Raw genomic sequence first — 25,095 nt, 5'->3', positions numbered from 1 at the left:
CGCACAGTGACGTCATGAAGCTCTCGATGAAGCATGTGCTCGTGGCCTCCGTCGCGGGGAGTCTCGTGCTCGGCGGCGTCCTGGTGCTCTCGTGGCCCGACGGCGGCGGTCCGGCCCGGCCCGCGCTCGGCCCGTCGGGGCGCGCGATGGCGGCCGTGGGGGCGGGCGGTCCCGCCGCGCTGCGGGATCTGGCGGCGCTGATCGGGGAGCGCGAGACGCATCTGCGGGCGCATCCCGGCGATGTGCACTCGTGGGCGGTGCTCGGCTCGGCCTATGTGGCGCGGGGCGAGCGGACCGCCGACTTCCGGTACTACCCGAAGGCCGAGAAGGCGCTGCGGACCTCGCTGGAGGCGGGCCCCGAGAAGAACCCGGAGGCGCTGACGGGCCTCGCCACGCTCGCCAACGTCCGGCACGACTTCCGTACCGCGCGCGACTTCGGCGAGCGGGCGGCGCGGCAGGCGCCGAAGCGGTGGACGGTGTATCCGGCGCTGGTCGACGCCTACAGCGGGCTCGGCGACATCAAGGCCGCCGACAAGGCCCTGGACAAGCTGAAGGCGCTTGGCCCGCGCTCCGCCGTCAAGGTGCGCGCCGGGTGGTTCTACCGCGACCGCGGCTGGCGCGAGGACGCGAACTCCGCCCTCTCCTCGGCCGCGGCGCTCGCCGGCACCCCCGCCGAGCGGGCGGCGGCCTCGTACCGCGTCGGGCAGATGGCGTGGGAGCGGGGCGAGCCGCGCGTGGCCCTGCGGCACTACGAGGCCGCGCTCGACGCCGAAGCCGACCACCACCCCTCGCTCGCGGGCAAGGGCCGCGCGCTCGCGGCGCTCGGCCGCACCTCCCAGGCGCTGCACGCCTACCGCTCGGCGCTCACCAGGCAGCCGCTGCCCGAGTACGCCCTGGAGCTCGGTGAGCTGTACCAGTCGCTGAAGCTGCGGCCCGCGGCGCGGGCGCAGTACGCCGACCTGCGCAAGCGGGTGCGGGAGGTGAGCGCGGGCGGCGTCAACGAGCAGCGTGTCCTCGGCATCTACGAGGCGGACCACGGGGACCCGGAGATCGCGGTGCAGCGGCTCACGGCGGAGTACGCGGTGCACCGCAATCCGGAGACGGCGGACGCGCTCGGCTGGGCGCTGCACCGCTCCGGGGACAGCAAGGCGGGCCTGAAGTACGTCACCAAGGCGATCAAGAAGGGGCCGCGCAGCGCCCTCTTCGCCTACCACCGGGGCGAGATCGAACGGCAGCTCGGCGAGTACGGGGCGGCGCGCCGCCATCTCCGCGAGGCGCTCCAGATCAACCCCTACTTCTCGCCGCTGGCCGCGCCCGCCGCGAAGGCGGCCCTGGAGCGCCTCGGCGAGCCGTCGGCGGGCGGGCCCGACCAGGTCTACGCCCCGCCGGGCGAGAAGCCCGACCCCATGCCGAAGCCGAAACCCAAGCCGTCGAAGCGCAAGGCGGCTTCGGGCGACTCCGACTGACCTCAGGGGGCGGGCGGGCCCCACGGGGCTTCGAGGGCCGCGCGCAGGGCGTCGGCGAGGTCCTTGCCGATGCGTTCGGCGACGACCTCCTCCATCCGGTCGAGGACGGCGTGGGCCGTGCGGTGCGCGCGCTCGCCCTCCGCGGTGCGCCTGATGAGCCGCTGCCTGGCGGACGCGGGGTCGGGAACCTGCTCAAGGAGCCCGGCGGCGACGAGGCCGTGCACGGCCTGGTGCGCGGTCTGCCGGGTGACACCCATGCGGCGCGCCAGCTCGGAGACCGTGGTGCCCGCGTCGTCGAGCACGGCGAAGAGCTGCACCTGCGTGGGCGACACGGGGGCCGAGCCACCGGCCTCCATGGCGGCGAGCAGGCCTTCGTCGAACCAGCGGCGCGCGTCGCCGAGGAGCTGGGGGAGGTTGTGGCGGGTGGACGGCATGTTTCCTCACTGACTGCTGCGCCGAGGGTTGCCCGATCGGCCTCATGAATGTCAGGCTACCTGACGTTCACCGATCGAGGAGCAGCGATGACCATCGAGTACGCCACCCGCTACCGCACCACCTCCCGCATCCCCGCGGAACCCGGCAAGCCCTACTTCATCGAGAAGGGCGAGGGTGACCGCGCCCATCTGTTCGGCGACCTGATCACCGTCTACGCGGGCGGCGAGCAGACCGAGAACACCTTCAACTTCTTCACCGTCGAGGGCCCCAAGGGCGACCTCATCCCCGCCCACGTGCACGCCGACACCCACGAGGTCTTCTACATCACCCAGGGCGCGGTCCGGCTCTTCGTCGAGGACACCGAGGGCGTCCAGCAGGAGAAGCTGCTCACCCCCGGCGACTTCGGCTTCGTACCGAAGAACTGCCGCCACGCCTACCGCATGGAGCGCCACCACAGCCAGGTCGTCGGGGTCGCCGCGGGCCCCGGCGGCACCTTCGAGCGGTTCTTCGAGAACCTCGGCGCCCCCGCGGAGCAGCACGGCCTGCCGCACCGGCCGCTCGTCCCTGAGCCCGCCAAGTTCCGCAGCGTCCCCGAGCAGTACGACGTGCGCTTCCTCCCCGACCACCAGTGGCGCGCCCAGTGACCGCAGCCGCCGGGCCGTCCGTGCGGGCGCTCATCGCCGCGCCGCACCCCGACCACGCCCCGCTGCCGCCCCCGGCCCCGCGCGAGCCCGGCGTGCGCGAGCTGCGCGGGGTGCCGTACGCCGAGGTGGCGGGCGGCCGGCCGCTCGAACTCGACCTCTGGCTGCCCGCGTCCCGCCCCGCTCCCCTGGTGCTCTTCGTGCACGGCGGCGCCTGGCGCCGGGGGCGGCGCGACGACATGGGCCCGCGTACGAGGCACTGGGCGCCGAACCCCTTCGCGCGCATCGCGGCGGCGGGCCTCGCCGTGGCCTGCGTGGACTACCGGCTCAGCGGCGAGGCCGTCTTCCCCGCCCAGCTCGACGACCTGCGCGCCGCACTGCGCTGGCTCACCCTGCGCGCGGCGGAACTCGGCGTCGACACCGGCAAGGCCGTGGTCTGGGGCGAGTCCGCGGGCGGCCACCTGGCCTCGCACCTGGCCCTGGACACCGCCGGGCCGCCGCTTGCGGGCGCCGTGATCTGGTACGGGCCGAGCGACCTGACGGTCCCGCGGGGCCCCTTCGCCCCGGAGGACCCCGCCACCCCCGAGGCGCTCCTCCTCGGCGCGGCTCCCGCGACCGTCCCCGGCCTGGCCTCGGCGGGCAGCCCGCTGGCCCGCGTCCACCCGGGGGCGCCGCCGTTCCTGCTGGTCCACGGCGAGAGGGACACCATGGTGGACCACTCGCACAGCGCGTCGCTCGCGGCCGCCCTGCGGGACGCAGGGGCGCGCGCCGAGCTGTGGACCGTGCCGGAGGCGGACCACGGGTGGCTCGGCGCGCCGGAGGAGAGGGCCGAGGAGATCTTCACGTACTCGCTGGAGTTCGCGAGACGCCGGACGGGCGGGGACATCTGAGCCCGTCCGGCGTCCGAGGACGAGCCGGGGGCGGCCCCGGCGGGCGGTGACTACAGGTTGCCGCGCCGCTCCTGCTCCCGCTCGATCGCTTCGAAGAGCGCCTTGAAGTTGCCCTTGCCGAAGCCCATCGAGCCGTGCCGCTCGATCATCTCGAAGAAGACGGTCGGCCGGTCCTGGACCGGCTTGGTGAAGATCTGGAGCAGGTACCCGTCCTCGTCGCGGTCGACGAGGATCTTCAGCTCGCGCAGCGTCTCGACGGGCACGCGGGTCTCACCGGCCCACTCGCCGAGCGTGTCGTAGTACGAGTCGGGGGTGTCGAGGAACTGGACACCCGCCGCGCGCATGGTGCGCACGGACTCCACGATGTCGTTCGTGGCGAGCGCGATGTGCTGGACGCCTGCGCCGCCGTAGAACTCCAGGTACTCGTCGATCTGCGACTTCTTCTTGGCGATGGCGGGCTCGTTGATCGGGAACTTCACCTTCAGGGTCCCGTCGGCCACCACCTTCGACATCAGCGCGCTGTACTCGGTCGCGATGTCGTCGCCCACGAACTCCTTCATGTTCGTGAAGCCCATGACCTTGTTGTAGAAGGCGACCCACTCGTTCATCTTGCCGAGCTCGACGTTGCCCACGCAGTGGTCGATCGCCTGGAAGGTCCGCTTGGCCGGCGGCTCGACGATCGGCTTCGCGGCGACGAAACCGGGCAGGTATGGACCGTCGTAGTCGGTGCGCTGCACCAGCGTGTGCCGGGTCTTGCCGTACGTGGCGATGGCGGCGAGCACGACCGTGCCGTTGTCGTCCTTCACCTCGTACGGCTCGGTGATGCCGCTCGCGCCGTGCTCGACGGCGTAGGCGTACGCGGCGCGGGCGTCCGGCACCTCGATGGCGAGGTCGACGACGCCGTCGCCGTGCTCGGCCACGTGGGAGGCGAGGAAGTGGCCCCAGTCGCTGGAGGGCTTGATGACGGAGGTGAGGACGAAACGGGCGCCGCCGTTCGTGAGCACGTAACTGGCGGTCTCGCGGCTGCCGTTCTCCGGTCCGGAGTAGGCGACGAGCTTCATGCCGAAGGCCGTGCAGTAGTAGTGCGCGGCCTGCTTGGCGTTGCCCACGGCGAAGACGACCGCGTCCATTCCCTTGACCGGGAAGGGATCGGCCTCGCGCGCGGTCACGGGGGTGGTGTGAGTGGTTGTCTCAGTCATGGCCCGAGACTCCCGCCGATTTACAAGGTGCGCAATAGTTCGAGTTTTCAGTGGTCAAACTGCTCAGTGACGGACCAGGATGGCCGGGCTATCTGTACATCATGACCACCGCGGAGGCCGTATGGCGATCGATCATCTGGACGGCAGGCTCATCGTGCTCCTCGCGCGGGAGCCCCGCATCGGGGTCCTTGAGGCCTCGCGCAGGCTCGGCGTCGCGCGCGGCACGGTGCAGGCGCGCATGGACCGCCTTCAGTCCAATGGAGTCATCCGGGGCTTCGGCCCCGAGGTCGACCCCGCCGCGCTCGGCTACCCGGTCACGGCCTTCGCGACGCTGGAGATCAAACAAGGCCAGGGTGCGGATGTGCGCGCCCATTTGGCGGGCGTCGCCGAGGTCCTCGAACTGCACACCATCACCGGCCACGGCGACATGCTCTGCCGCCTCGTGGCCCGCTCGAACGCCGATCTCCAACGTGTGATCGACCGGGTCGTGGGTTTTGATGGCATCGTCCGGGCCTCCACCGCGATCGTCATGGAGAACCCCGTTCCGCTGCGGATCATCCCGCTGGTGGAGCAGGCGTCCGAAGACCCCTGAGTCCTCCGGAAGAACGAGGTGAGCACTTCAGTGAACTTCTGGGACTACCTCGGCAGCCGCCACCAGCAACTGCTGACCGACGCGTACCAGCACGCCAGCGCCGTCTTCCAGTGCATGGTCGTCGCCACCGTCATCGGCGTGGTGATCGGCGTCCTCACCTACCGCAGCGAGTGGGCGGGCAACGTGGCCACGACCGTCACCTCAACCATCCTCACCGTGCCCTCGCTCGCCATGATCGGCCTGCTCATCCCGGTCGTCGGTCTCGGCGTGGCGCCGACCGTCGTCGCCCTCACCCTGTACGGCCTGCTGCCGATCGTGCGCAACGCCATCGTGGGGCTGCGGGGCGTCGACCCGACGCTCGTCGACGCCGCGAAGGGCATCGGGATGTCCCGCTTCGCCCGGCTCTTCCGGGTGGAGCTGCCGATCGCCTGGCCGCCGATCCTGACCGGCATCCGGGTGTCCACGCAGATGCTGATGGGCATCGCGGCCATCGCCGCGTACGCGTCGGGGCCCGGCCTCGGCAACGAGATCTTCCGCGGCATCGGCTCGCTCGGCAGCAAGAACGCGCTCAACCAAGTGCTCGCGGGCACGCTCGGGATCGTCATCCTGGCGCTGCTCTTCGACGCCGTGTACGTCCTGATCGGCCGGCTGACGATCCCGAGGGGTATCCGTGTCTGAGACGTCCGAGACCACCGCCGGCGGCTCCGGCGCCACGGCGGACGATGCCGCCGGGCCCGCTTCCGCCGTCTCCGCCACTTCCGGGGCGACGATCGAGCTGGAGAACCTCACCAAGCGCTATCCAGGGAGCGCCGAACCGGCCGTCGACAGCGTCAGCATGGAGATCAAGGCGGGTGAGACGGTCATCTTCGTCGGCCCGTCCGGCTGCGGCAAGTCGACGACGCTGAAGATGATCAACCGCCTGATCGAGCCGACCGGCGGCCGCATCCGCATCAACGGCGAGGACGTCACCGACATCGACCCGGTGAAGCTGCGCCGCAAGGTCGGGTACGCGATCCAGTCGTCCGGCCTCTTCCCGCACATGACGGTCGCCCAGAACATCGCGCTCGTGCCGAAGATGATCGGCTGGGGCAAGACGCGGGTCAGACAGCGGGTGGAGGAGATGCTCGACCTGGTCGGCCTCGACCCGGCCGAGTTCCACGGCCGCTACCCCCGCCAGCTCTCCGGCGGCCAGCAGCAGCGGGTCGGTGTGGCCCGCGCCCTGGCGGCCGACCCGCCCGTCCTCCTCATGGACGAGCCGTTCGGCGCCGTCGACCCGATCACCCGCGACCACCTCCAGGACGAGCTGATCCGGCTCCAGCGGGAGCTGCACAAGACCATCGTCTTCGTCACGCACGACTTCGACGAGGCGATCAAGCTGGGCGACCGCATCGCCGTCCTGCGGGAGCACTCGCACATCGCGCAGTTCGACACCCCGGAGGCGATCCTCACCAACCCCGCGGACGACTTCGTCTCCGGCTTCGTCGGCGCGGGCGCGGCGCTCAAGCGGCTGAACCTGACCCGCGTACGCGACGTGGAGATCGCCGACATCCCGACGGTGACCGTCGACACCCCGCTCCAGGACATCTTCGACGCCCTGCGCGCCCACGGCACCAACGAACTGCTCCTGCTCGACAAGCGGCGCCGCCCCTACAAGTGGCTGCGGCGCGGCGACCTGATGCGCGCCAGGGGTTCGCTGGCCCGCGCGGGCACCCTCGTGCACGACACGGTGACCCGTGACGCCACGCTGCGCGACGCCCTTGAAGCGGTCCTCACGGACAACGCGGGGCGGGTCGCGGTGACCGGTCGGCGCGGTGAGTACACGGGCGTGGTCGACATGGAGACGCTGATGAACTCCGTGCACGAGATGCTGGAGGCCGACCGCTTCGACGCCATCGAGCACCAGCACGAACTGGAGGAGCAGCGGGCCCAGGTGACGCACCAGGCCCAGGAGGGCACCCCGGGGGAGTCGAAGGCATGAGGCCCCACGAACACCGCCCCGAGGGCGAGCACGAGGTCAAGGGCCTCGCCTTCCGCGACATCGGCGAGGGCGAGCAGGAGGCCCCGCCGCCACCGGCACCGCGGGGGCAGCCGCGGCGGGTCACCTGGCAGAAGCTCACGTTCCTGCCCGCGGTGCTCGCGGTGGTCCTGCTGCTGACCTGGTTGTGGTTCCAGCAGGCGGACCTGGACTCGATCTCGCGGAACGCGCTGGCCGACGGCAACGTTTGGCTCCGCCTGCGCCAGCACATCGAACTGACGGTGATCTCCACCTTCTTCGTACTGATCATCGCCATCCCGCTCGGCATCCTGCTGACCCGCAGGAAGCTGCGGAAGGCGGCCCCGGGGGCGATGGCCCTGGCCAACATGGGCCAGGCGACCCCGGCGATCGGCCTGCTGGCGCTGCTCGTGATCTGGATCGGCATCGGCAAGAGGGCGGCGCTGATCGGCATCATCATCTACGCGGTCCTGCCGGTCCTCTCCAACACCATCGCGGGCCTGAAGGCGAACGACCCCACGCTCCTGGAGGCCGCGCGCGGCATCGGCATGTCGCCGATGGGCGTCCTGACCAAGGTGGAACTCCCCCTGGCGGTCCCGCTGATCCTGGCGGGCGTACGGACGGCACTCGTCCTCAACGTCGGCACGGCCACCCTCGCCACGTTCGGCGGTGGCGGCGGCCTCGGCGACCTGATCACCACCGGGATGACGAACCAGCGCATGCCGGTCCTGATGCTCGGCTCGATCCTGACGATCGCGCTGGCGCTGCTGGTGGACTGGCTGGCCTCCGTGGCCGAACTGTTCCTGCGCCCACGCGGTCTGGAGGTGCGGACATGAGGGTCACGACGCGTACGACGGCGGTCGCCGTGGTGGCGGGCGCCCTGCTCGTGAGCTGCGGTCTCACCAGCGGCAGCCCGATGGTGGACGACGTGCGGCCCGGCTCCGTCGGCAAGGGCCTCCCCCTGAAGGGCGTCGATCTCACGGTCACGTCCAAGGAGTTCACCGAGCAGCTCATCCTCGGCGCGATCATGGGCATCGTCTTCAAGGCGGCCGGAGCGGACGTGCTCGACCGCACGGGCATCCAGGGCTCGATCGGCGCGCGCGAGGCGGTGAAGAGCGGGGACGCGGACGCCATGTACGAGTACACGGGCACGGCATGGATCACGTACCAGGGCAACACGGACCCGATCACGGACCCGCACGAGCAGTGGCGGGCCGTACGGGACGCGGACCTGAAGAACGGCGTCACATGGCTGGCCCCGGCGACCCTGAACAACACCTACGCCCTGGCGATGAACGCGAAGAACGCGGCGAAGTACGGCACGAAGACCCTCTCGGACGTGACGGCACTGTCGAAGAAGGACCCGGGGGCCGTGACGCTCTGCGTGGAGAGCGAGTTCGCGTCCCGCGACGACGGACTGCCGGGCATGCAGAAGGAGTACGGGATGAGCATCCCCTCCTCCAACATCACCAAGATGGACACCGGGATCATCTACACCCAGGCGTCGAAGGGGAAGTGCGTCTACGGCGAGGTCTTCACCACGGACGGCCGCATCAAGGCGATGAACCTGACGACGATGGAGGACGACAAGCACTTCTTCCCCAACTACAACGCGGCCCCGGAGATCAACACCAAGTCCCTCGAGAAGCACCCCCAGATCGCGGACATCCTGGCCCCCATCACGGCGAAGCTGAACAACACGGTGGCCCGTGACCTCAATTCGAAGGTGGACGTGGACGGCAGGGACCCGCACGAGGTGGCGAAGGACTGGCTGGTCGAGGAGGGTTTCGTGAAGGAGTAGGACGACCGGGCTCCATGGGAGAACGAGAGTTACAAAGACTTAGTTGCAAAGAATCCGTTGCAACGAAGTCTCTGCATCTCTACGCTCACTGTCATGACGGAACAGCCCGAGCCCCGGAAGCTCCACACGCTCAACCCCCGTACGCTGCGCGGGCTCGCCCATCCGCTGCGGGTGCGGCTGCTCGCTTCGCTGCGGCTCGACGGCCCCGCGACCGCGTCCCAACTTGCCGAGCGCCTGGGCGAGTCCAGCGGCGCCACCAGCTACCACCTGCGCCAGCTCGCCGCGTACGGCTTCGTCGAGGACGACCCCGAGCGCGGCAAGGGACGCGAACGCTGGTGGCGCTCCAGCCACCAGGGCACCTACTTCGACGAGTCGCTGCGCCACGACCCGGACCCCGCCGTCCGTGGCGCCGCCGACTTCTACCTCCACGAGAACGCGACGCTGCACGCCCAGGAGCTGTCCACCTGGCTCGGCACGATGCGCGAGTGGCCGAAGGAGTGGACCGAGAGCGCGGACATGAGCGACTACAGCCTGCGGCTGACGCCGGAGCTGACCGCCGAGCTGAACCAGAAGCTGAGTGCGCTCATCGAGAGTTACCGCCCGCTTGCGGTGGACCCGGACACCCCGGACTCCGCCAGGGTCCGGCTGCACACGCACGTCTTCCCGACCCGTTCCACCGAGTGAGAGGACCCAGCCATGCACTCCGACATACACCTGCTGCTGCACCACGCCCGCTCCGCCGACCTACGGCGAGCGGCGCCCTTACGGAAACGGCGCCCCCGGCTCCGTACGCGAGTGGGCTGGACCATGGTCGAACTGGGCCTGCGGCTGGTCAGCAGCTCGGGACGTCGCCGTTCTTCTTCAGGGCTCGCAGTGCGTCGACCGTCCCCTTCAGCGTGGTGATCGGGATCAGGCGCAGCCCCTTCGGCTTCTCCGCCTCGGCGTCCGCGCACTCGTCCTTCGGGACCAGGAAGACCGTGGCTCCGTCGCGGCGGGCCGCCTGGGTCTTCAGGGCCACGCCGCCGACCGCGCCCACCTCGCCTGAGGCGGTGATCGTGCCGGTGCCCGCGATGGTGCGGCCGCCCGTCAGGTCACTGCCGCTGCCGTCGCCGTCGCCGTCCAGCTTGTCGATGATGCCGAGCGAGAGGAACAGGCCCGCGCTGGGGCCGCCGATCTTGCCGAGGTCGGCCTCGACCTTCACCTTGCCGGTGTTGTCGACGCCGTTCGCCTTGAGGTAGGCGAGCGCCGCCTCCGTGGCGTCGTCCTGCGACTTCTTCATGTCGCCGAGGTTGTGCTTCTCGACTTCCTTCACGTTGTCCCCGGTCGGGTAGACCGAGTCCTTCGGCATCACCGCGCGGTCCGTGCGGAACCACCCGTCGATCACGTCGCCGAGCCGCACGTCCATCTGCGGCCCCGTGGCCACGATCGTCGTCATGCGCAGCGCGCCCTCGGTCTTACGGGTGGGCACCCCGGTGATGGTGAGCACCGGCTTCCCCTCATGCTTCCCCAGGACGTTCGTGGTCCCCCCCGGCTGAGCCACGGCGAACGGCAACGGCGCGAGCCCCGCGACAGCGAGCAGAGCCACCACGGGCAGCGCGCAAACGGCGAGAACCTGGGGACGCGTGAGACGAGAGAGGGAGAACAGCACGGGATCAATCTAACGCGACCCGCACAACCGCCGACGCCTGAGCCCGCCCGGACGAAGATTGAGCCCGTCAGGCCAGGGATTGAGCCCGTCCGGCGATTGAGGACAAGCTCGGCGCAGCCGGCGAAGACCAAGCCCGTCCGGCGATTGAGGACGAGCTCGGCGCAGCCGGCGATGGACCGAGCCAAGAGAAACCGCTCAAACCGCGCGGTCAGCGCAACGCGTCGGCGACCTCCCGCGCCGCGTCCACCACCCGCGGCCCCACCCGCTCCGGCACGGAGTCCGCCAGCATCACCACGCCCACGCTGCCCTCTATCCCCGTCACGCCGACCAGCGGCGCCGCGGCCCCGCTCGCGCCGGCCTCCAGTTCGCCGTGGGTGAGCGCGTACCCCGGGTCGGTGACCAGGTTCTGCCGGGCGGCGAGGATGGCGCGTCCGGCGGCGCCCCGGTCCAGCGGGTGACGGAAACCCGTCCGGTAGGCGACGTGGTAGTCCGTCCACGTCGGCTCGACCACGGCGACCGCGAGGGCCTCCGTACCGTCGACGAGGGTCAGGTGGGCCGTCGCCCCTATGTCCTCCGCGAGCGAGCGCAGCGCGGGCAGCGCGGCCTCGCGCACCAGCGGATGCACCTGGCGGCCGAGCCTCAGCACCCCGAGCCCGACGCGGGCACGGCCGCCGAGGTCACGACGGACCAGGGCATGCTGTTCGAGCGTGGCGAGCAGGCGGTACACCACGGTGCGGTTCACGCCGAGCTTGTTGGAGAGCTCGGTGACCGTGAGGCCATGGTCGGTGTCGGCCAGCAGCTTGAGGACACGCAGTCCTCGGTCGAGCGTCTGGGAAGTCTCCGCGGTCACGACGCCCACTCCTTAAGTGAGGACGGCGACCCCCTTACGCGGCGGTTGCGCCGCCGGTCCCGTGGGCGACGCGCGTCAGAGGCCGCCGGTCGGAACACCGGCTGCGCTCCGCGGCGGCGCTGCCACGGGGCGTGTGCGTAGCTCGGGACATTAGCGAGGCCGTCCCGCTCAGCGGAAGACTCCGTCCAGAATCCGGGCACGGAGACGCCCCTAGCGCCCCCCATTGCCCCGTTACGCGGGGGGCGCAACAAAAACACCAGGCGCCTCACGCGTCACTTCATGCGCGTGGCCCACTCCTGTACCTTCTCGATGCGCTGCCTGAGCTGCCCGGCCGTGGCCTCGGCGCTCGGCGGTCCGCCGCAGGTGCGCCGCAGCTCCGTGTGGATGACGCCGTGCGGCTTGCCGCTCTGGTGCACGTACGCGCCGACCATCGTGTTCAGCTGCTTCCGCAGCCCGAGGAGTTCCTTGTGGGAGACCACCGGGCGCCGCTCGGCGGGCATTTCGAGGAGGTCGGCCTCCTCGTCCGGCTTCTTCCTGCTGTGGGCGATCTGCCGGGCCTGCCGCTTCTGGAGCAGCATCTGCACCTGGTCGGGTTCGAGGAGCCCGGGGATGCCGAGGTAGTCCTGCTCCTCCTCGCTGCCCGGGTGCGCCTGCATGCCGAACTCCGCGCCGTCGAAGAGCACGCGGTCGAAGACGGCCTCGGACTCCAGCGCCTCGAAGGAGAACTGCTCCTGCTCGCCGGTGTCCTCGTCCTGCTCCTTGTTCGCCTCGTCCATCTCCTTCTCGGACTCGGCGTAGGGGTCCTCCTCCCCTTCCTTCTTCGGCTTGTCGAGGGCGTGGTCGCGCTCGACCTCCATCTCGTTGGCGAAGGTGAGCAGGTCGGGGACGGTCGGCAGGAAGACGGAGGCGGTCTCGCCGCGCCGCCTGGACCGTACGAAACGGCCGACGGCCTGCGCGAAGAAGAGCGGCGTGGAGATGGTGGTGGCGTACACGCCGACGGCGAGGCGCGGCACGTCGACGCCCTCGGACACCATGCGGACCGCGACCATCCACCGGTCGTTGCTCGCGCTGAAGTCATCGATGCGGTTGGAGGCGCCCGTGTCGTCGGACAGCACGACGGTCGCCTTCGCCCCGGTGATCTCCCGGATCAGCTTGGCGTAGGCGCGCGCGGAGTCCTGGTCGGAGGCGATGACGAGGCCGCCGGCGTCGGGGATGGCCTTCCTGACCTCGGTGAGCCGCTTGTCGGCGGCCTTGAGGACGTTCGGCATCCAGTCGCCGCGGGGGTCGAGGGCGGTGCGCCAGGCCTGGCTGACGGCGTCCTTGGTCATCGGCTCGCCGAGCCGCGCGGCGATCTCGTCACCGGCCTTGGTGCGCCAGCGCATGTTGCCGCTGTAGGAGAGGAAGATGACGGGCCGCACGACGCCGTCGCCGAGGGCGCTTCCGTAGCCGTAGGTGTAGTCGGCGGATGAGCGCCGGATGCCGTCGTTCCCCTCCTCGTACGTGACGAAGGGGATCGGGTTGGTGTCGGACCGGAACGGTGTACCGGTCAGCGCGAGCCGCCGCGTCGCCGGCTCGAACGCCTCGAGGCAGGCCTCGCCCCAGGACTTGCTGTCGCCCGCGTGGTGGATCTCGTCGAGGATGACGAGCGTCTTGCGCTGCTCGGAGCGGTTGCGGTGCAGCATGGGGCGCACGCCCACACCGGCGTACGTGACGGCGACCCCGTGGTACTCCTTGCTGAGCGGGCCCGCGCTGTACTCCGGGTCCAGTTTGATGCCGATACGGGCGGCGGCCTCCGCCCACTGCTTCTTCAGGTGCTCGGTGGGCGCGACCACGGTGACCTGCTGCACGACGTGGTGGTGCAGCAGCCAGGACGCGAGGGTGAGCGCGAACGTCGTCTTGCCGGCGCCGGGGGTGGCGACGGCGAGGAAGTCTCGCGGCTGTTCCTGGAGGTACCGCTCCATCGCGCCCTGCTGCCAGGCACGCAGCTTGTTGGCGGTGCCCCAGGGGGCGCGGCCGGGGAAGGCGGGCGAGAGGTGGTGGGAGGAGTTGGCGGCGGCGCTGGTGGTAGTCACGGTCTCCGCGTTTGACTGCTCGGGTACGTACGACAACCGGGCCACCCTACCGGTGCCGCGTTGACACCTCCCCTGGCCGACGAGGCCGCGGGGCTCCGGTGCGACAGGCATCACATGGCGCCGCCGGGCGACCGCGGTACCGCTCCGCGAAGCCCCGGCGGCGCCCCGGCGGCGCCCCCCGTCAGGCGTCGGGCGTCCGCGCCCGCAGCCGGGTGCCGACCCAGGCGCCCACCAGCGCGACCGCCGCCATCGGCAGGAAGACCGCCACGAACGCGGCCGGGTGGGAGCCCGCGACGCCGTCCGTTCCGTGGCCCGCGCCCACCGTGCCGCCGCCCAGCGCGGCGAAGGCCGCGCCGCCCGCGGCCAGCAGGAGGACGTTGGAGAGGCCGTCGGAGATCTGGAGGGCCGCCGAGTTGGCGCCGGCGTCCTTCGGGGGCGAGAGCTTGAGCAGCAGCACGCTCGTGGAGGCGATGACCATGCCCATGCCGAAGCAGCCGAACGCCCACGCGACGGCGACGACCCACACCGGCACGGCCTCGGCGAGGACGGTCGGCGCCGCGAGGATCGAGGCGGCCACCAGGAGCATGCCGGTGACCATGAGCCGCGCGCGGTGGGGCTCCATGCGGGGCCGCGACTGTACGTACGATCCGAGCGCCCACGTCGCCCCGCCCACCGCCAGCGAGAGTCCGGCCATGGTCGGGCTGAGCCCCCGCTGCGTGACGAGCATCAGCGGCACGAAGGACTCGGCGGCGATGAAGGACCCCGCGGCGACACCGCGCAGCAGCACCACGGACGGCAGCCCGCGGGCGGCCCGGTACGTGCCGCGGGGCAGCAGTCCGAGCACGGCGGGCACGAGGACGACCGCCCCCAGCACGGCGGGCAGCACCGAGAGCCAGTGCAGGTCCTGGGCGGCGTACTGGAGGAGGGCCGCCCCCAGCGAGATCCCCAGCGCGAGGCGGATGCGGTGCCGGTCGTAGGGGGCGACGGGCGCCGACGGGTCGACGGGCCCCGCGGCGGTCCGCCGTATCGCGGGCAGCGCGAGGACGAGCGGCGCGACGACGAGGACGGGGATGCCGACGAAGACCCAGCGCCACCCGAGGTGTTCGGTGACGGTCCCCGCGATGAGCGGACCCACGACGGACGGCACGACCCAGCTCGCCGCGAACGCCGCCATGATGGAGGGGCGCAGGTGTTCGGGGTAGGCCCGGCTGACGACCACGTACAGCGCGACGATGACGAGCCCGCCGCCGAGCCCCTGCACGGCCCGCCCCGCGATGAACAGCCACATCGTCCCGGCGGTCCCGCTCAGCAGCAGCCCCGCCGCGAACAGCGAGATCCCGGCGGCGAGCGGCCCGAGCGGCCCCCGCCGGTCGGCCCACTGCCCGCTGAACACCATGCCGAAGAGGCTGGTGGTGAAGTACCCGGAGAAGGCGAAGGCGTACAGCGAGACCCCGTCCAGCTCCCGCGCGGCCACGGGCATCGCCGTCCCCACGGCGGTCGCCTCGAAGGCGATGAGGAGAACGACGGAGACGATGCCGATGCTCAGCGCGCGGTAGGGCTTGCGCAGGACGCCGGGGTTCTCCCGGCTCGGCGGGGCCTTGGGTGCGGCGGTGACGCCGGTGTCGGGGGCGGTGTCGGTCATGGACGCCAGGGTAAGTGGCGTCCGAGTTGTTCACCCCTGTCGAGGGGCGGGACTTCGGGGGTCCCTTAGTCGTAGGTCTCTCCCGAGGAACGTGACTCAGCCCATGCTGAGGGCGCCGTCCAGGGACTCGCGGATGATGTCGGCGTGCCCCGCGTGCTGCGCGGTCTCGCCGATGATGTGCAGCAGCGTCCGGCGGGCCGTCCACGACCCGCCGGGCTCCCACCACGGGGCCTCCGGGAGGGGGTGGGACACGTCCAGGTGGGGCAGGCCGCGCACCACGTCCTCGGTGCGGGCGGCGACTTCCTCGTAGGCGTCCAGTACGCCCGCGAGCGTCTCGCCGGGCTGCATCCGGAACTCGTCCGCCCGCTGGGCCCAGTCGTCGTCGGTCATGTCGGTGACGGCGCCGAGGGCCGGCAGGCCCTCCTGGATGAACGCGGTCCACACCTTCTCGACCGAGGTGACGTGCTTGATGATGCCGCCGACGCACAGTTCGCTCGCGGTGGTGCGCAGGCCGGCCTGCTCGTCGGTGAGGTCACGGGCCGTGTGGCGCAGCATGGTCCGGTGCTGGGCCAGCGTCTCCAGCAGGTCGGCGCGCTCGCCGGTGACCGTCGGCTGGTCGAGGCTCGTGGTGTCGGGCATGGTGGCCGCCTTCCGTTGGTACCGCTCCTTCGGACAAGCAGCACGTTAGAACCCAACTAGGTCAAGGTTTGGCCTAGTTGACGCCCCACGCATGCGGGCTCCCTTCGTGAACGGCGCATGGCAGTCCCGTTGCGGCACGCGGTGATTCCTTGAGCGTGCCGCCCGGCCGCCGCTACGTTCGAGGAGTCAAGGTGACGACTTGGCCGTGTGCCCGAGTGGCTGAGGGGCTGGACTGCAAATCCAGTAACGCGGGTTCGATTCCCGCCACGGCCTCTGGCGGCGCGGGGCGGCACGGAGGGCCGTGCCGCCCCGGCCCGTGTCCAACTTCCGTGCGTATCTCGCCGGTTACCCCCGCCCCCGCGCCCTCCCGACGCCACAATGGCGTCGGCGAACGTGAGCGGCCACGGGCGAGAGGTACGGGGTGGAGGCTGGGGACTACATCACGGCGGCGAACTCCGCCGTGGCCGGCGGCGCCGTGGCCGTCGCGTGGTGGCAGGTCAGGGTGTCGAAGCTGTCGGCCGTGGCCCAGACGGAACAGTTGCGCGAGCAGACGACACGGGCCCGGGACGAGCGGGACAGGGCCGACTGCCCGCAGTTCATCCTGGTGGAGAGCGACGTCCACGCCGGTGACGACGCCCCTGAAGTCGTCGCCGTCATCAAGCAGACCGCCGGTTCCGACCTCGACGAGGCCAAGGTCACCGTCCATCTGAACCACCGGCCCGCCCCCATCATCGGGGGCGCCGACGACGGCACCCTGCTCTGGCCGCACACCGGCCCCACCGCGATGAGGCGGCTGCGCCTCCCGGCGCCGGACGGGCACCGGGGAGTCCTGGAGATCCGCGCCGATCTGGTGTGCCGCGAGGCGGGCGGCGGCGGACGGACGTGGGCGTGCCGTGTCTTCGGCTATCCGAGCGTCGAGTGGGAGCAGATCCTCGACGAGGCGGCTCTCACGCCACCGCCGCCACCCTCGCCCCCACCGCTCCCGCGTCTCTCCGCGATCCGCCCCGCTTCCCCCGGCCGCTCGGCCGACGCGGCGGTGCTCGGCCGCCGGGGAGACCCGCCCATGATGCACTGGCGGGCCGCCCTGCCTCTCGTGGCCGACCGCCCCCGCCGGCTCCCGGCGCCCGAGGTCGTCCTCCCGACCCTGGTCCACCCCGAGGACGTCGGCCTGCTGGCCGTGACCCCGGTCCTGACGAGTACCGCCGGTCGGCGCACCTGAGGCGGCGCCAGGGTCACGCCACCCGCGCCGTCTCCCGCTCCGTGAGGATCGCGTCGATCGTCTCCTCCACCGACATCTCCGAGCTGTCCAGCCACAGCCCGATCCGCGGCGTGGTCTCGCGCATGCCGGTGTCGAGGTCCTCCACCGTCCACGCGCCGTAGCCGGTCTTGCCGCGGCCCGCCTCGCGGGCGGCGACCACGTCGGGGCGCGGGGCGAGCACGACGACGTACAGGGGGCGGGTGCGGACCAGCTCCGCGTACGTCTTCAACTCCTCGCCCAGGATGACGTCCTGGACGACCGCGGTGAAACCGGCGTCCGCGTACGCGTCCGCCGTCGACGCCGAGAGGCGGTACCGCAGGCGCAGTTGGGCCTCGGCCTCGGCGCCCGCGCCCGGCTCGTAGTCCAGGCCGCCGGAGACCATCATCCGCCGGTAGACGTCACCCCGTACGTGCGCGGCCTTGGGCAGCCGCTCGGCGAGTGCCTGCGCCACCGTGGACTTTCCGGAGGCCATGATGCCGGTGATGACGACGACACCGGAGAGGGCGGGCGCGGGGGCGGAGGCGGAGGTGGGGTCAGAGGTGGTCATGCGGCCCATGGTGCCACCGGCCGCCCACGCGGGGCCCGCGATTATTGGGCGACGGCCGCCTGCGGCCGGATCGGGAGGCGGTTGACCGGGCGGCCCGTCGCGGCGCGGACCGCCGAGGCGATGGCCGCCGGGGACGTCACGACCGGGACCGCGCTCGCCGCCTTCGCGCCGAAGGGGGCGACGACGTCCCGCTCCTCCACCAGTTTCACGATGCGGATGTCGGGGGCGTCCAGGGCGGTGGGGAGGGCGTAGCCGGTCAGGTCCGGGTGGCGGACGATGCCGCGCGGAGTGCGGAGGTTCTCCGTGAGCGCCGCGCCCACGCCCTGCGTGACGCCCGCCTCGATGCGGGTCCTGAGCTGGGCGGGGTTGAGGATGCGGCCGACGTCCTGGGCGACGGCGAGCTCCACCACCCGTACGGACCCCATCTCGACGTCGACGTCGACGACCGCGCGGATCGCGCAGAACGCCATGCCGACGAAGGCGTCGCCCTGCCCGGACTCGTCGAGCGGCTCGGTCGGATGCGGGCGGCACTGGGCGGTGGCCCAGAGCTCCTTGCCCTCAAGGGCCTCCGTGACCGTCGTGGACAGCACGCCGTCGTACGAGGTGATCTTGCCGTCGGTGATCTGGAGCAGCTCGGTGGACATCCCGAACTTGTGGGCCAGCGGCTGGAGGAGCTGGGTGCGCACCATCTTCGCCGCGCGCTCCACGGCACCGCCCGACACCCACGTGTGACGGCCGCGGCAGCTCGGGCCCGCGGGCGGCTGGTCGGTGTCCACGGGCGCGACGCGGACGTCGTCGATGCCGAGCGTCTCCTGGACGATCTGCCGGGCCAGCGTGGTGAAGCCCTGGCCGGTCTCGACGGCCGCGCAGATCACGGTCGCCGCGCCGTCGTGGACCTTCACCGTGGCGGTGGAGACCTCGTCGGTGCCCTCGGCGCCGAGGAGCTGGACCATGCCGAGGCCGTAGCCGACGCCCCGCCGGACGGCGGCCGGTTCGCCCGCGCCCTCGGGGCCGCCGGGCAGCAGCCACCCGCTCTCGGGGCTGTCCTTGGGCAGGTCGGGCAGGGGGAAGTCCCTGACCGCGCCGAGGAGTTCGGCGACCGGGGCGGGGCAGGTCACCGTCTGTCCGGTGGGCAGGATGTCGCCGGTCGCCATGGCGTTGCGCAGCCGCAGCTCGGCCGGGTCGGTCCCCAGCTTCTTGGCGATCTTGTCCATCTGGGCCTCGTACGCGGCGCACACCTGCATGGCGCCCTCGCCGCGGACGTGCCCGGAGGGCGGGTTGTTCGTACGGACGGCCCAGCCCTCGATGAAGGCGTTCGGCACCACGTAGGGGCCGCAGGCGAAGGAGACGGCCGCGGCGAGGGCGTCCGACGAGGTGTCCGCGTAGGCCCCTGCGTCGAGCAGGATCTGCGCCTCGACCTTGACGAGGCGGCCCTCGGCGTCCGCGTGGTGGCGGTAGCGCAGGAGCGTGGGGTGGCGGTGGGCGTGGCCGAGGAAGGACTCCTCGCGGGTCGCCGTCAGCTTGACCGGGCACCCCGTGCGCAGGGCGAGCAGTCCGAGGGGAAGCTGGAAGCTCGCGTCCTCGCGGTCGGCGGTCGCGCCGGGCACGCCGGTGACGACGACCTTCACGCGCTCGGGCGGAATGCCGTAGCAGGCGGCGGCGCGGTCGCGGTCGGCGTGCGGGTCGGTGGAGGCGATGTAGAGCTCCACTCCCCCATCCGGACGCGGCACCGCGAGGCCAGCCTCCGCGCCGATCGGCGCCGGGTCCTGGCGGCCGATGCGGTAGAGACCCTCGACGACGAGTTCGCCCGCGGCCTCGGGGTCGCCGTGCCGCAGCGGGATGTGCCGGATCAGGTTGCCGTCGGGGTGCAGCGGCTCGGCCTCGAACGCCTTCTCGGGGTCCGTGACCGGTTCGAGCACCTCGTACTCGACGATGACGGCGGCGGCGGCCATCCGCGCGGTGTCGGGGTGGTCGGCGGCGACCGCGGCGATGGCCTCGCCGTGGTGGCGCACGACGTCGGAGGCGAAGACCGGCCGGTCCGCCGTCCTGCGGCCGTGCAGCGATTCGCCCGGCACGTCCTCGTGCGTGATGACGGTGTGCACGCCCGGCATCTCCAGGGCGTGGCTGGTGTCGATGGAGACGATGCGCGCGTGCGCGTGCGGGGAGCGCAGGACCGCCGCCCACAGCAGGCCCTCGGCCCACAGGTCGGCGGCGTAGGGGAAGGTGCCCTCCGTCTTGGCGCGGCTCTCCGCCGACGCCAGGGACGCGCCGATGCCCTGCGTCGGCTCGGCGTCCCGCCCGTCGGCGGGATCGGCCGTGGTGATGGTCTCGCCGCTCACGCCCGGCCTCCGTCCCGGCCGTACGGCCCCTGTGGTCCTTCGGGTCCTTCGTACGGGTGGGGCGCCTCGTAGGGGCCGCCTGGGGCGCCGCCGTACGTCGCGTCGTACCCGTTCTCGTACGGGCCCTCGTGCTGGTGGTGGACACCGCCCGCGCCCGGTCCCGCCTGGTGCGGGATGCGGCCCTCGGCGGTGTGCTCATCGGGCGCCGGGGCCTGCTCGGCAGCGGCGGAGGCCTGGCGCTCGGCGACGACCTCGCGCACGGCGTCGAGCACACCGCGGTAGCCCGAGCAGCGGCAGAGGTTGCCGCAGAGCGCGCGGCGGGTCTCCAGATCGGTGGGAGCGGGGTTGCCCTCAAGGAGGTCGTGCACGGTCATGGCCATGCCCGGTACACAGAAGCCGCACTGCACCGCGCCGCAGGCCCCGAGGGCGCGCTGCACGTCGGAGGGCTGCCCGTCGACGGCCAGGCCCTCGACGGTACGGACCTCGCTGCCCGCGGTGGTCGCGGCGGGCACCAGGCAGGAGGCAACGAGCCGCCCGTCGACCTGGACGTTGCACGCGCCGCACTCGCCCTGCGAGCAGCCGTCCTTGGCGCCCGCGAGGCCGAGCCGCTCCCGGAGGACGTAGAGCAGGGACTCGCCGATCCAGGCGTCGGTGACGGGACGGTCGGTGCCGTTCACGCGCAGGACGTAGGAGAGGAGGGGGTGGTCGTCGTGGAGGGGGGCGGCCGGGGGCTCGGCGGATTCGTCCGCCTCGCCCGCCTCTTCGGGGCCTGCGGCCTCGGGGTCCGGGCCGTCGGCGGCTTCGTCCTGCTCCGGGGCCGAGGCGGCGGCTTCCGGCTCGACGGAACCGCCCGGATGGCCCGCATCGCCCGCATCGCCCGGGCCGACCGGATCGCCCTGCTCGCCTGGATCGCCCTGATCGGCGGGCTCGAAGGCCCCGGCAGGTTCGACCGGCTCGGCCTGCTCGGCCTGTTCGGTCCGCTCGGCCTGTTCAGTCTGCTCGGGCCGCTCGGTCTCCGTGGAGCCGATCGGCTCCTCGGGGCCCGCCTGCTCGACGGGCTCGTCCGGCTCGATGTCCTCGAAGGGCTCGGCGGGCTCCGCGGTCGGGTCCTGCTGAGGGCGCGCGTCGAAGGGCGCCATGGCGTCGGCGGCCGGTTCGGCGGCCTCCGGGTGCCCCGGCGCCCCGACGGACCGGCCGGAGCCACGGTCGGAGGCCGGCCTTTCGACCTCGGGCACGCTGATCGCCCTCAGCAGCGTCGTCCGCTCGAACGGGTTCTCCCCGTCCGGGTGGCCCGCGCCCGCCGGAGCCGTCTGTTCCGGGGCCTCCCGAAGCTGCGGCCCTGCGTCCTGCGCCGGTGCTGGTGCCTGTGCCTGCGCGCCCCACGGCGCACCGGCCCCCGCGCCCGTCGCCCACGGCGCGGGCGCGCCGCCCGGCAGGGTCGCGGGAGGCGTGCCGCCGCCCGTCCAGGCGTTGAACCGCGTCGCCTCCGGGGTGGCTCCGTCCGCCGTCAGCGCCGATGCGGAGTACTCGCCGGACTCGTCCGGCAGGTCGCCGCCCGCGACGGGGATCGACCACTGCCCCGTGACGTCGTGCCCGGTGCCGTCGTGGCCGGTGCCGCCCTGCCCGTACTGCTGCTCGTAACCCTGGGCGTAGCCCTGGTGGCCGTCGTGGCCCTGGTGGTGTCCGTAGTCCTGCCCGTACGGCTGCTGTTCGGCCGCTTCCTGCTCGGTGAAGCTCCACTGGCCGGTGGCCCGGGGGTCGTAGCCGTGGTGCTCCGCGTGGTGCGGCTCGGGTTCCTGGGCCGTGCCGGCCTCCGGCCAGCGCACCGCGCCGGCCGCCCCCGTCAGCTCGGGCGGCATGACCCACGTGCCCGTGGCCGCCGGGTCGGTGGCGTCCGCGGTGGCGGGGGTGACCGTTATCGGCGGTGGTACATAGCCGTGCCCGGGCGCGGCGAGCGGCGCGTCCAGCATGCCTTCGGGGAGCTGCACGAACGCCGTGGCGTCCGAGTCGTACTCGCCCTGGGGATGCGGCTGCCAGCCGCCGCCCTCGTTGCTCCGGTCGTCGCTCACGACAGTGCCCTCCCCAGTGCTCGTCGGGCCAGCGCGGCGACGGTGCGCCGCAGGTGCAGTACGGCGGGCGACAGCGGCTGTTCGGTGCCGTCGGCCGCCGGTGGCTGGTCCGGGATACAGGCGGATGCCACGTACTCACCGAAGGCGGTGACCGCCTCCGGCACGAGGCTGCCGCGCCCGCCGTCCCAGTCGATCAGGGAGGCGACCCACTCCTCGGCCTCCAGGGGCCGCAGCGGCATCGGCGCGATGGCGCCGACCGCGCACCGCACGCCGCGTCGCGCGGGGTCGAGGACCAGCGCCACGGAGGCCGTCGCGCGGCCCGGTCCGGTGCGTCCGGTCGCCTTGAGGAAGACCTGGGGGGCGTGCAGCAGCGGCACGCGCACGAAACCGATGAGCTCGCCGGGGCGGAGCATCTCCATGCCCGCGAGCAGGTGCGACACGGGGATCTCACGGCGGTTGCCGCCGGGCCCCGCGATGATCAGGACGGCTTCGAGCGCGGCCAGCACGGGCAGCGCGTCGCCCGTGGGCGCGGCCGAGGCGATGTTGCCGCCGAGGGTGCCCGCGTTGCGGATCTGGGGCGGCCCCGCGGCGCGCGCGGCGGCGGCCAGGGCGGGGATCAGGGCGGCGAAGTCGGGACGGCCCATGCGGGCGTGGGTGAGTCCCGCGCCGAGGAGCGCGTGGCCGTCCTGGTACTGCCAGCCGCGGATCTCGCTGATGCGCCCCAGGCCGACGAGGGCGGCGGGGCGGAGCTGCCCGGAGTTGACCGAGGCCATCAGGTCGGTGCCGCCGGCGACGGGCACGGCGGCGGGCATGGCGGCGAGCGCCGCCACTGCCTCATCGAGCGTGGCGGGCAGCTTCACCGACTGCGGTGCCTGTGCCGCCCGCGGTGCGTGCGTGGTCAAAACCGGCTGCCCCTTCCCGATGCCCGGCCGCGTCCCTCACGTACGACACGTACGTGAAGTGCTCGCCGTTCGCGACGTGTCACCGTTACGCCTGCTCCGCCGTACGGTACGTGCTCACAACCCGGACGTGGCAACTCTGGCACATCTTCACCGGGGCCCGACGCGGGGGTCCGCTAGGAGGCATTCGTCCGTAGACCAGGGGGATATGCCGTTTTCGTACTCCGTTGACGGTCGGGGCGATTCGCCCCTCTCCGGTGGCACTTGGGAGCCTTGCGCCGACTGCCGCCACGGGGTCCCCGCCGGGGTTCCCGGCAGCCGCGCGTGCGCGCGAGCCGCCGGGAACGGGCGTGCGGCGACCGCCTCACACGTTCGGGGGCGGCCCCTCGATCGGGCGGCCGAGCACACCGGGCCGCTGCTGGTGCGGCAACGGTCCGTTCGGCGGCCGGTAGTCGACGCCGAGTGCGTCAAGTCGCGCGTAATGGGCCGTCATCCGCCGCTCGAAACCGGCGAAGTCGCGCTCGGCGGGCGCGGGCAGCCTGCCCCAGGCGACCTCGCTGAAGGCGGCGAGGCGCGGGAACACCTGGTAGTCGACGCGGCCCTGGTTTTCCATCACCTCGGTCCAGACGTTGGCCTGGGCGCCGATGACGTGCGCGGCCTCCTCCTCGGTGAGTTCGGCGGGAACGGGTTCGAAGCGGTAGACGTCCTCAAGAGTGCGGATGAAGCCGATGGGCATCGGCTCGTCGGGACCGCCGTGCTGCCGGTGGTCCAAGTACACGTGCTGCTCGGGGCACATGATGACGTCGTGGCCCGAGCGGGCCGCGGCGATGCCGCCCCGGTAGCCGCGCCAGGAGGAGACGGTGGCGCCTTCGGCGAGGCCGCCCTCCAGGATCTCGTCCCAGCCGACGAGCCGCCGCCCGCGTGCCGTGAGCCACCGGTCGAAGTGGCGGATGAACCAGCTCTGGAGGCCGTCCTCGCCGTCGACCCCGAGCTCCTTGATGCGGGCCTGCGCGGTGGCCGAGGCCTTCCACTGGTCCTTGGGGCACTCGTCGCCGCCGACGTGGATGAAGGTGGAGGGGAAGAGGTCGAGGACCTCCTCGAAGACGCCCTCGTAGAAGCGGATCACTTCTTCGGTGGGGGCGAGCACGTTGGGGTTGACGCCCCAGGTGTCCCAGACGGTCAGCGCCCCGGTGTCGACGACGTCCGTGTTGCCGAGGTGCGGGTAGGCGCTGATGGCCGCCTGCGAGTGGCCGGGGATCTCGATCTCGGGGACGACGGCGATGTGCAGGGAGTCGGCGTAGGCGACGATCTCTCGGATGTCGTCCTGCGTGTAGTAGCCGCCGTGCGGGCGCTCCTCCCAGAGAGGGGAGGCGCGGTGTCCCCACTTGGAGCGGGCCCGCCAGGAGCCGGTCTCGGTCAGCTTCGGGTGGCGCTTGATCTCGACGCGCCACCCCTGGTCGTCGGTGAGGTGGAAGTGGAAGACGTTGAGCTTGTGGGCGGCGAGCAGGTCGAGGTAGCGCAGGACGCCGTCCTTCGGCATGAAGTGCCGGGAGACGTCGAGCATCATGCCGCGCCAGCGGAACCGCGGGGCGTCCTCGATGGCCACCGTGGGGACCGACCACGCGCGCGTGGGGTCGAGCGGCGCGCGCCGGAAGGCGTCGGGCCCCAGGAGCTGGCGGAAGGTCTGGGCGCCCCAGAAGACGCCCGCGGCCGCGCCGCCCTCGATGCGGACCGTGCCGTCCTCCGCGGTGAGGCGGTACGCCTCGGCCGCGAGGCTTCCGTCGATCCGCAGCACGATGCCGCCGCGGCCTTCGCCACCCTGCGCCTCCCCGTCCTCCGGGGCGTCGGGGAGGCGGAGTCCTGTCGCGGCGCCGACCGTGGCGCGCAGCCACCGCGCGACGCCCTCGGTGCCGGGCCCCGCGCGGAGCACGGTGTCGTCGTCGAGCGGGAGGGAACCTGGGGTGGGAGCCACCCAGCGGGCGCTGTTCGGCGCCGGGATCAGCTGCTCAAAGGTCATGCCACAGAAGGCTGTCACGCGATTGCGCAACGCAAAAGGGGCGTTGCGGCAGGCGCAACGCCCCTTCCGTTCAGAGCGGAGTACAGCGGTAGAACAAG

22 protein-coding genes and 1 tRNA gene are annotated in these 25,095 nt (G+C 72.3%); 11 read left to right on the top strand and 12 right to left on the bottom strand.

The features are described 5' to 3' along the window. Window positions 1–14: 14 nt before the first annotated feature. Window positions 15–1,466: a tetratricopeptide repeat protein gene (locus tag ACZ6JY_RS00455; protein ID WP_469190740.1), complete on the top strand. Its 1,452-nt coding sequence runs from the start codon at window positions 15–17 to the stop codon at window positions 1,464–1,466. A gap of 2 nt (window positions 1,467–1,468) precedes the next feature. On the opposite strand, the gene ACZ6JY_RS00450 is transcribed toward ACZ6JY_RS00455, so the two are convergent. Further along, a complete protein-coding gene (locus ACZ6JY_RS00450; protein WP_469190738.1) occupies window positions 1,469–1,900 on the bottom strand; it encodes a MarR family winged helix-turn-helix transcriptional regulator in 432 nt (143 codons plus the stop codon). An 87-nt stretch (window positions 1,901–1,987) separates the two neighbouring features. Here ACZ6JY_RS00450 and ACZ6JY_RS00445 point away from each other — a divergent pair, with 87 nt between their 5' ends. Next, window positions 1,988–2,545: a quercetin 2,3-dioxygenase gene (locus ACZ6JY_RS00445; RefSeq protein WP_469190736.1), complete on the top strand. Its 558-nt coding sequence runs from the start codon at window positions 1,988–1,990 to the stop codon at window positions 2,543–2,545. Then, a complete protein-coding gene (locus tag ACZ6JY_RS00440; RefSeq protein WP_469190734.1) occupies window positions 2,542–3,432 on the top strand; it encodes an alpha/beta hydrolase fold domain-containing protein in 891 nt (296 codons plus the stop codon). The genes ACZ6JY_RS00445 and ACZ6JY_RS00440 overlap by 4 nt, the downstream gene beginning before the upstream one ends. A 50-nt stretch (window positions 3,433–3,482) precedes the next feature. Here ACZ6JY_RS00440 and hppD read toward each other — a convergent pair whose 3' ends face one another. Beyond that, the gene (gene hppD / locus ACZ6JY_RS00435; RefSeq protein WP_469190732.1) at window positions 3,483–4,631 is read right to left on the bottom strand and encodes a 4-hydroxyphenylpyruvate dioxygenase; all 1,149 of its coding nucleotides are present in this window, start codon (window positions 4,629–4,631) and stop codon (window positions 3,483–3,485) included. A 121-nt stretch (window positions 4,632–4,752) separates the two neighbouring features. On the opposite strand from hppD, the gene ACZ6JY_RS00430 reads away from it, so the two are divergent. The 6 genes from ACZ6JY_RS00430 (at window position 4,753) to ACZ6JY_RS00405 (ending at window position 9,701) form a co-directional block, all read left to right on the top strand. Beyond that, the gene (locus tag ACZ6JY_RS00430) at window positions 4,753–5,223 is read left to right on the top strand and encodes an Lrp/AsnC family transcriptional regulator (protein ID WP_355816871.1); all 471 of its coding nucleotides are present in this window, start codon (window positions 4,753–4,755) and stop codon (window positions 5,221–5,223) included. 30 nt (window positions 5,224–5,253) lie between these two features. Beyond that, window positions 5,254–5,901, top strand: a complete 648-nt coding sequence (locus ACZ6JY_RS00425) for an ABC transporter permease (RefSeq protein WP_469191859.1) — start codon at window positions 5,254–5,256, stop codon at window positions 5,899–5,901. Continuing rightward, entirely contained in the window at window positions 5,894–7,201 is a 1,308-nt protein-coding gene (locus ACZ6JY_RS00420) for a betaine/proline/choline family ABC transporter ATP-binding protein (RefSeq protein WP_469190730.1), read from the top strand. Before ACZ6JY_RS00425 ends, ACZ6JY_RS00420 begins: the two co-directional genes overlap by 8 nt. Next, on the top strand, window positions 7,198–8,052 hold the full coding sequence (locus ACZ6JY_RS00415) for an ABC transporter permease (protein ID WP_469190728.1): 855 nt from the start codon (window positions 7,198–7,200) through the stop codon (window positions 8,050–8,052). The genes ACZ6JY_RS00420 and ACZ6JY_RS00415 overlap by 4 nt, the downstream gene beginning before the upstream one ends. Further along, window positions 8,049–9,017 (top strand): glycine betaine ABC transporter substrate-binding protein, encoded by a 969-nt coding sequence (locus ACZ6JY_RS00410; protein WP_469190726.1) that lies wholly within the window; start codon window positions 8,049–8,051, stop codon window positions 9,015–9,017. The genes ACZ6JY_RS00415 and ACZ6JY_RS00410 overlap by 4 nt, the downstream gene beginning before the upstream one ends. A 93-nt stretch (window positions 9,018–9,110) precedes the next feature. Continuing rightward, a complete protein-coding gene (locus tag ACZ6JY_RS00405) occupies window positions 9,111–9,701 on the top strand; it encodes an ArsR/SmtB family transcription factor (RefSeq protein ID WP_469190724.1) in 591 nt (196 codons plus the stop codon). 148 nt (window positions 9,702–9,849) lie between these two features. On the opposite strand, the gene ACZ6JY_RS00400 is transcribed toward ACZ6JY_RS00405, so the two are convergent. The 5 genes from ACZ6JY_RS00400 to ACZ6JY_RS00380 form a co-directional block, all read right to left on the bottom strand. Next, the gene (locus ACZ6JY_RS00400) at window positions 9,850–10,665 is read right to left on the bottom strand and encodes a S16 family serine protease (RefSeq protein ID WP_469190722.1); all 816 of its coding nucleotides are present in this window, start codon (window positions 10,663–10,665) and stop codon (window positions 9,850–9,852) included. A 208-nt stretch (window positions 10,666–10,873) separates the two neighbouring features. Beyond that, window positions 10,874–11,515, bottom strand: a complete 642-nt coding sequence (locus ACZ6JY_RS00395; RefSeq protein WP_363251085.1) for an IclR family transcriptional regulator — start codon at window positions 11,513–11,515, stop codon at window positions 10,874–10,876. A gap of 272 nt (window positions 11,516–11,787) precedes the next feature. After that, window positions 11,788–13,587, bottom strand: a complete 1,800-nt coding sequence (locus tag ACZ6JY_RS00390; protein ID WP_469190720.1) for a DEAD/DEAH box helicase — start codon at window positions 13,585–13,587, stop codon at window positions 11,788–11,790. A 181-nt stretch (window positions 13,588–13,768) separates the two neighbouring features. Then, window positions 13,769–15,229 carry an MFS transporter gene (locus ACZ6JY_RS00385; protein WP_469190718.1) on the bottom strand — a complete coding sequence of 487 codons (1,461 nt, stop codon included), beginning with the start codon at window positions 15,227–15,229 and terminating at the stop codon, window positions 13,769–13,771. A 96-nt stretch (window positions 15,230–15,325) separates the two neighbouring features. After that, window positions 15,326–15,868, bottom strand: a complete 543-nt coding sequence (locus ACZ6JY_RS00380) for a DinB family protein (protein ID WP_469190717.1) — start codon at window positions 15,866–15,868, stop codon at window positions 15,326–15,328. A 201-nt stretch (window positions 15,869–16,069) separates the two neighbouring features. On the opposite strand from ACZ6JY_RS00380, the gene ACZ6JY_RS00375 reads away from it, so the two are divergent. Both ACZ6JY_RS00375 and ACZ6JY_RS00370 read left to right on the top strand, forming a co-directional pair. After that, window positions 16,070–16,141: transfer RNA gene (locus tag ACZ6JY_RS00375), tRNA-Cys, on the top strand. Between the two features lie 148 nt (window positions 16,142–16,289). Then, a complete protein-coding gene (locus ACZ6JY_RS00370; RefSeq protein WP_469190715.1) occupies window positions 16,290–17,087 on the top strand; it encodes a hypothetical protein in 798 nt (265 codons plus the stop codon). Window positions 17,088–17,100: 13 nt separating this feature from the next. On the opposite strand, the gene ACZ6JY_RS00365 is transcribed toward ACZ6JY_RS00370, so the two are convergent. From ACZ6JY_RS00365 to ACZ6JY_RS00345, 5 genes are all read right to left on the bottom strand, one after another. Next, complete coding sequence (locus tag ACZ6JY_RS00365) at window positions 17,101–17,673, bottom strand: AAA family ATPase (protein ID WP_469190713.1); 573 nt, start codon at window positions 17,671–17,673, stop codon at window positions 17,101–17,103. A gap of 41 nt (window positions 17,674–17,714) precedes the next feature. Then, the gene (locus ACZ6JY_RS00360) at window positions 17,715–20,012 is read right to left on the bottom strand and encodes a xanthine dehydrogenase family protein molybdopterin-binding subunit (RefSeq protein WP_469190711.1); all 2,298 of its coding nucleotides are present in this window, start codon (window positions 20,010–20,012) and stop codon (window positions 17,715–17,717) included. Further along, on the bottom strand, window positions 20,009–22,081 hold the full coding sequence (locus ACZ6JY_RS00355) for a (2Fe-2S)-binding protein (RefSeq protein WP_469190709.1): 2,073 nt from the start codon (window positions 22,079–22,081) through the stop codon (window positions 20,009–20,011). Before ACZ6JY_RS00355 ends, ACZ6JY_RS00360 begins: the two co-directional genes overlap by 4 nt. After that, window positions 22,078–22,983, bottom strand: coding sequence for an FAD binding domain-containing protein (locus ACZ6JY_RS00350; protein ID WP_469190707.1), 906 nt, complete (start codon window positions 22,981–22,983; stop codon window positions 22,078–22,080). The genes ACZ6JY_RS00355 and ACZ6JY_RS00350 overlap by 4 nt, the downstream gene beginning before the upstream one ends. A 361-nt stretch (window positions 22,984–23,344) precedes the next feature. Beyond that, complete coding sequence (locus ACZ6JY_RS00345) at window positions 23,345–24,997, bottom strand: beta-N-acetylhexosaminidase (RefSeq protein WP_469190705.1); 1,653 nt, start codon at window positions 24,995–24,997, stop codon at window positions 23,345–23,347. Window positions 24,998–25,095: the final 98 nt, after the last annotated feature.

The organism is Streptomyces sp. NPDC046335, assembly GCF_055587985.1.
Note: the sequence above shows the minus strand (reverse complement) of the source record. Positions and strands in the feature narration are given on the sequence as shown.

Bases quoted from the DNA above. Each gene is read 5' to 3' on its own strand.
- ACZ6JY_RS00455 (WP_469190740.1), top strand. From the start codon at position 15: ATGAAGCTCTCGATGAAGCATGTGCTCGTGGCCTCCGTCGCGGGGAGT.
- ACZ6JY_RS00450 (WP_469190738.1), bottom strand. From the start codon at position 1,900: ATGCCGTCCACCCGCCACAACCTCCCCCAGCTCCTCGGCGACGCGCGC.
- ACZ6JY_RS00445 (WP_469190736.1), top strand. From the start codon at position 1,988: ATGACCATCGAGTACGCCACCCGCTACCGCACCACCTCCCGCATCCCC.
- hppD (WP_469190732.1), bottom strand. From the start codon at position 4,631: ATGACTGAGACAACCACTCACACCACCCCCGTGACCGCGCGCGAGGCC.
- ACZ6JY_RS00430 (WP_355816871.1), top strand. From the start codon at position 4,753: ATGGCGATCGATCATCTGGACGGCAGGCTCATCGTGCTCCTCGCGCGG.
- ACZ6JY_RS00415 (WP_469190728.1), top strand. From the start codon at position 7,198: ATGAGGCCCCACGAACACCGCCCCGAGGGCGAGCACGAGGTCAAGGGC.
- ACZ6JY_RS00410 (WP_469190726.1), top strand. From the start codon at position 8,049: ATGAGGGTCACGACGCGTACGACGGCGGTCGCCGTGGTGGCGGGCGCC.
- ACZ6JY_RS00405 (WP_469190724.1), top strand. From the start codon at position 9,111: ATGACGGAACAGCCCGAGCCCCGGAAGCTCCACACGCTCAACCCCCGT.
- ACZ6JY_RS00385 (WP_469190718.1), bottom strand. From the start codon at position 15,229: ATGACCGACACCGCCCCCGACACCGGCGTCACCGCCGCACCCAAGGCC.
- ACZ6JY_RS00380 (WP_469190717.1), bottom strand. From the start codon at position 15,868: ATGCCCGACACCACGAGCCTCGACCAGCCGACGGTCACCGGCGAGCGC.
- ACZ6JY_RS00365 (WP_469190713.1), bottom strand. From the start codon at position 17,673: ATGACCACCTCTGACCCCACCTCCGCCTCCGCCCCCGCGCCCGCCCTC.
- ACZ6JY_RS00345 (WP_469190705.1), bottom strand. From the start codon at position 24,997: ATGACCTTTGAGCAGCTGATCCCGGCGCCGAACAGCGCCCGCTGGGTG.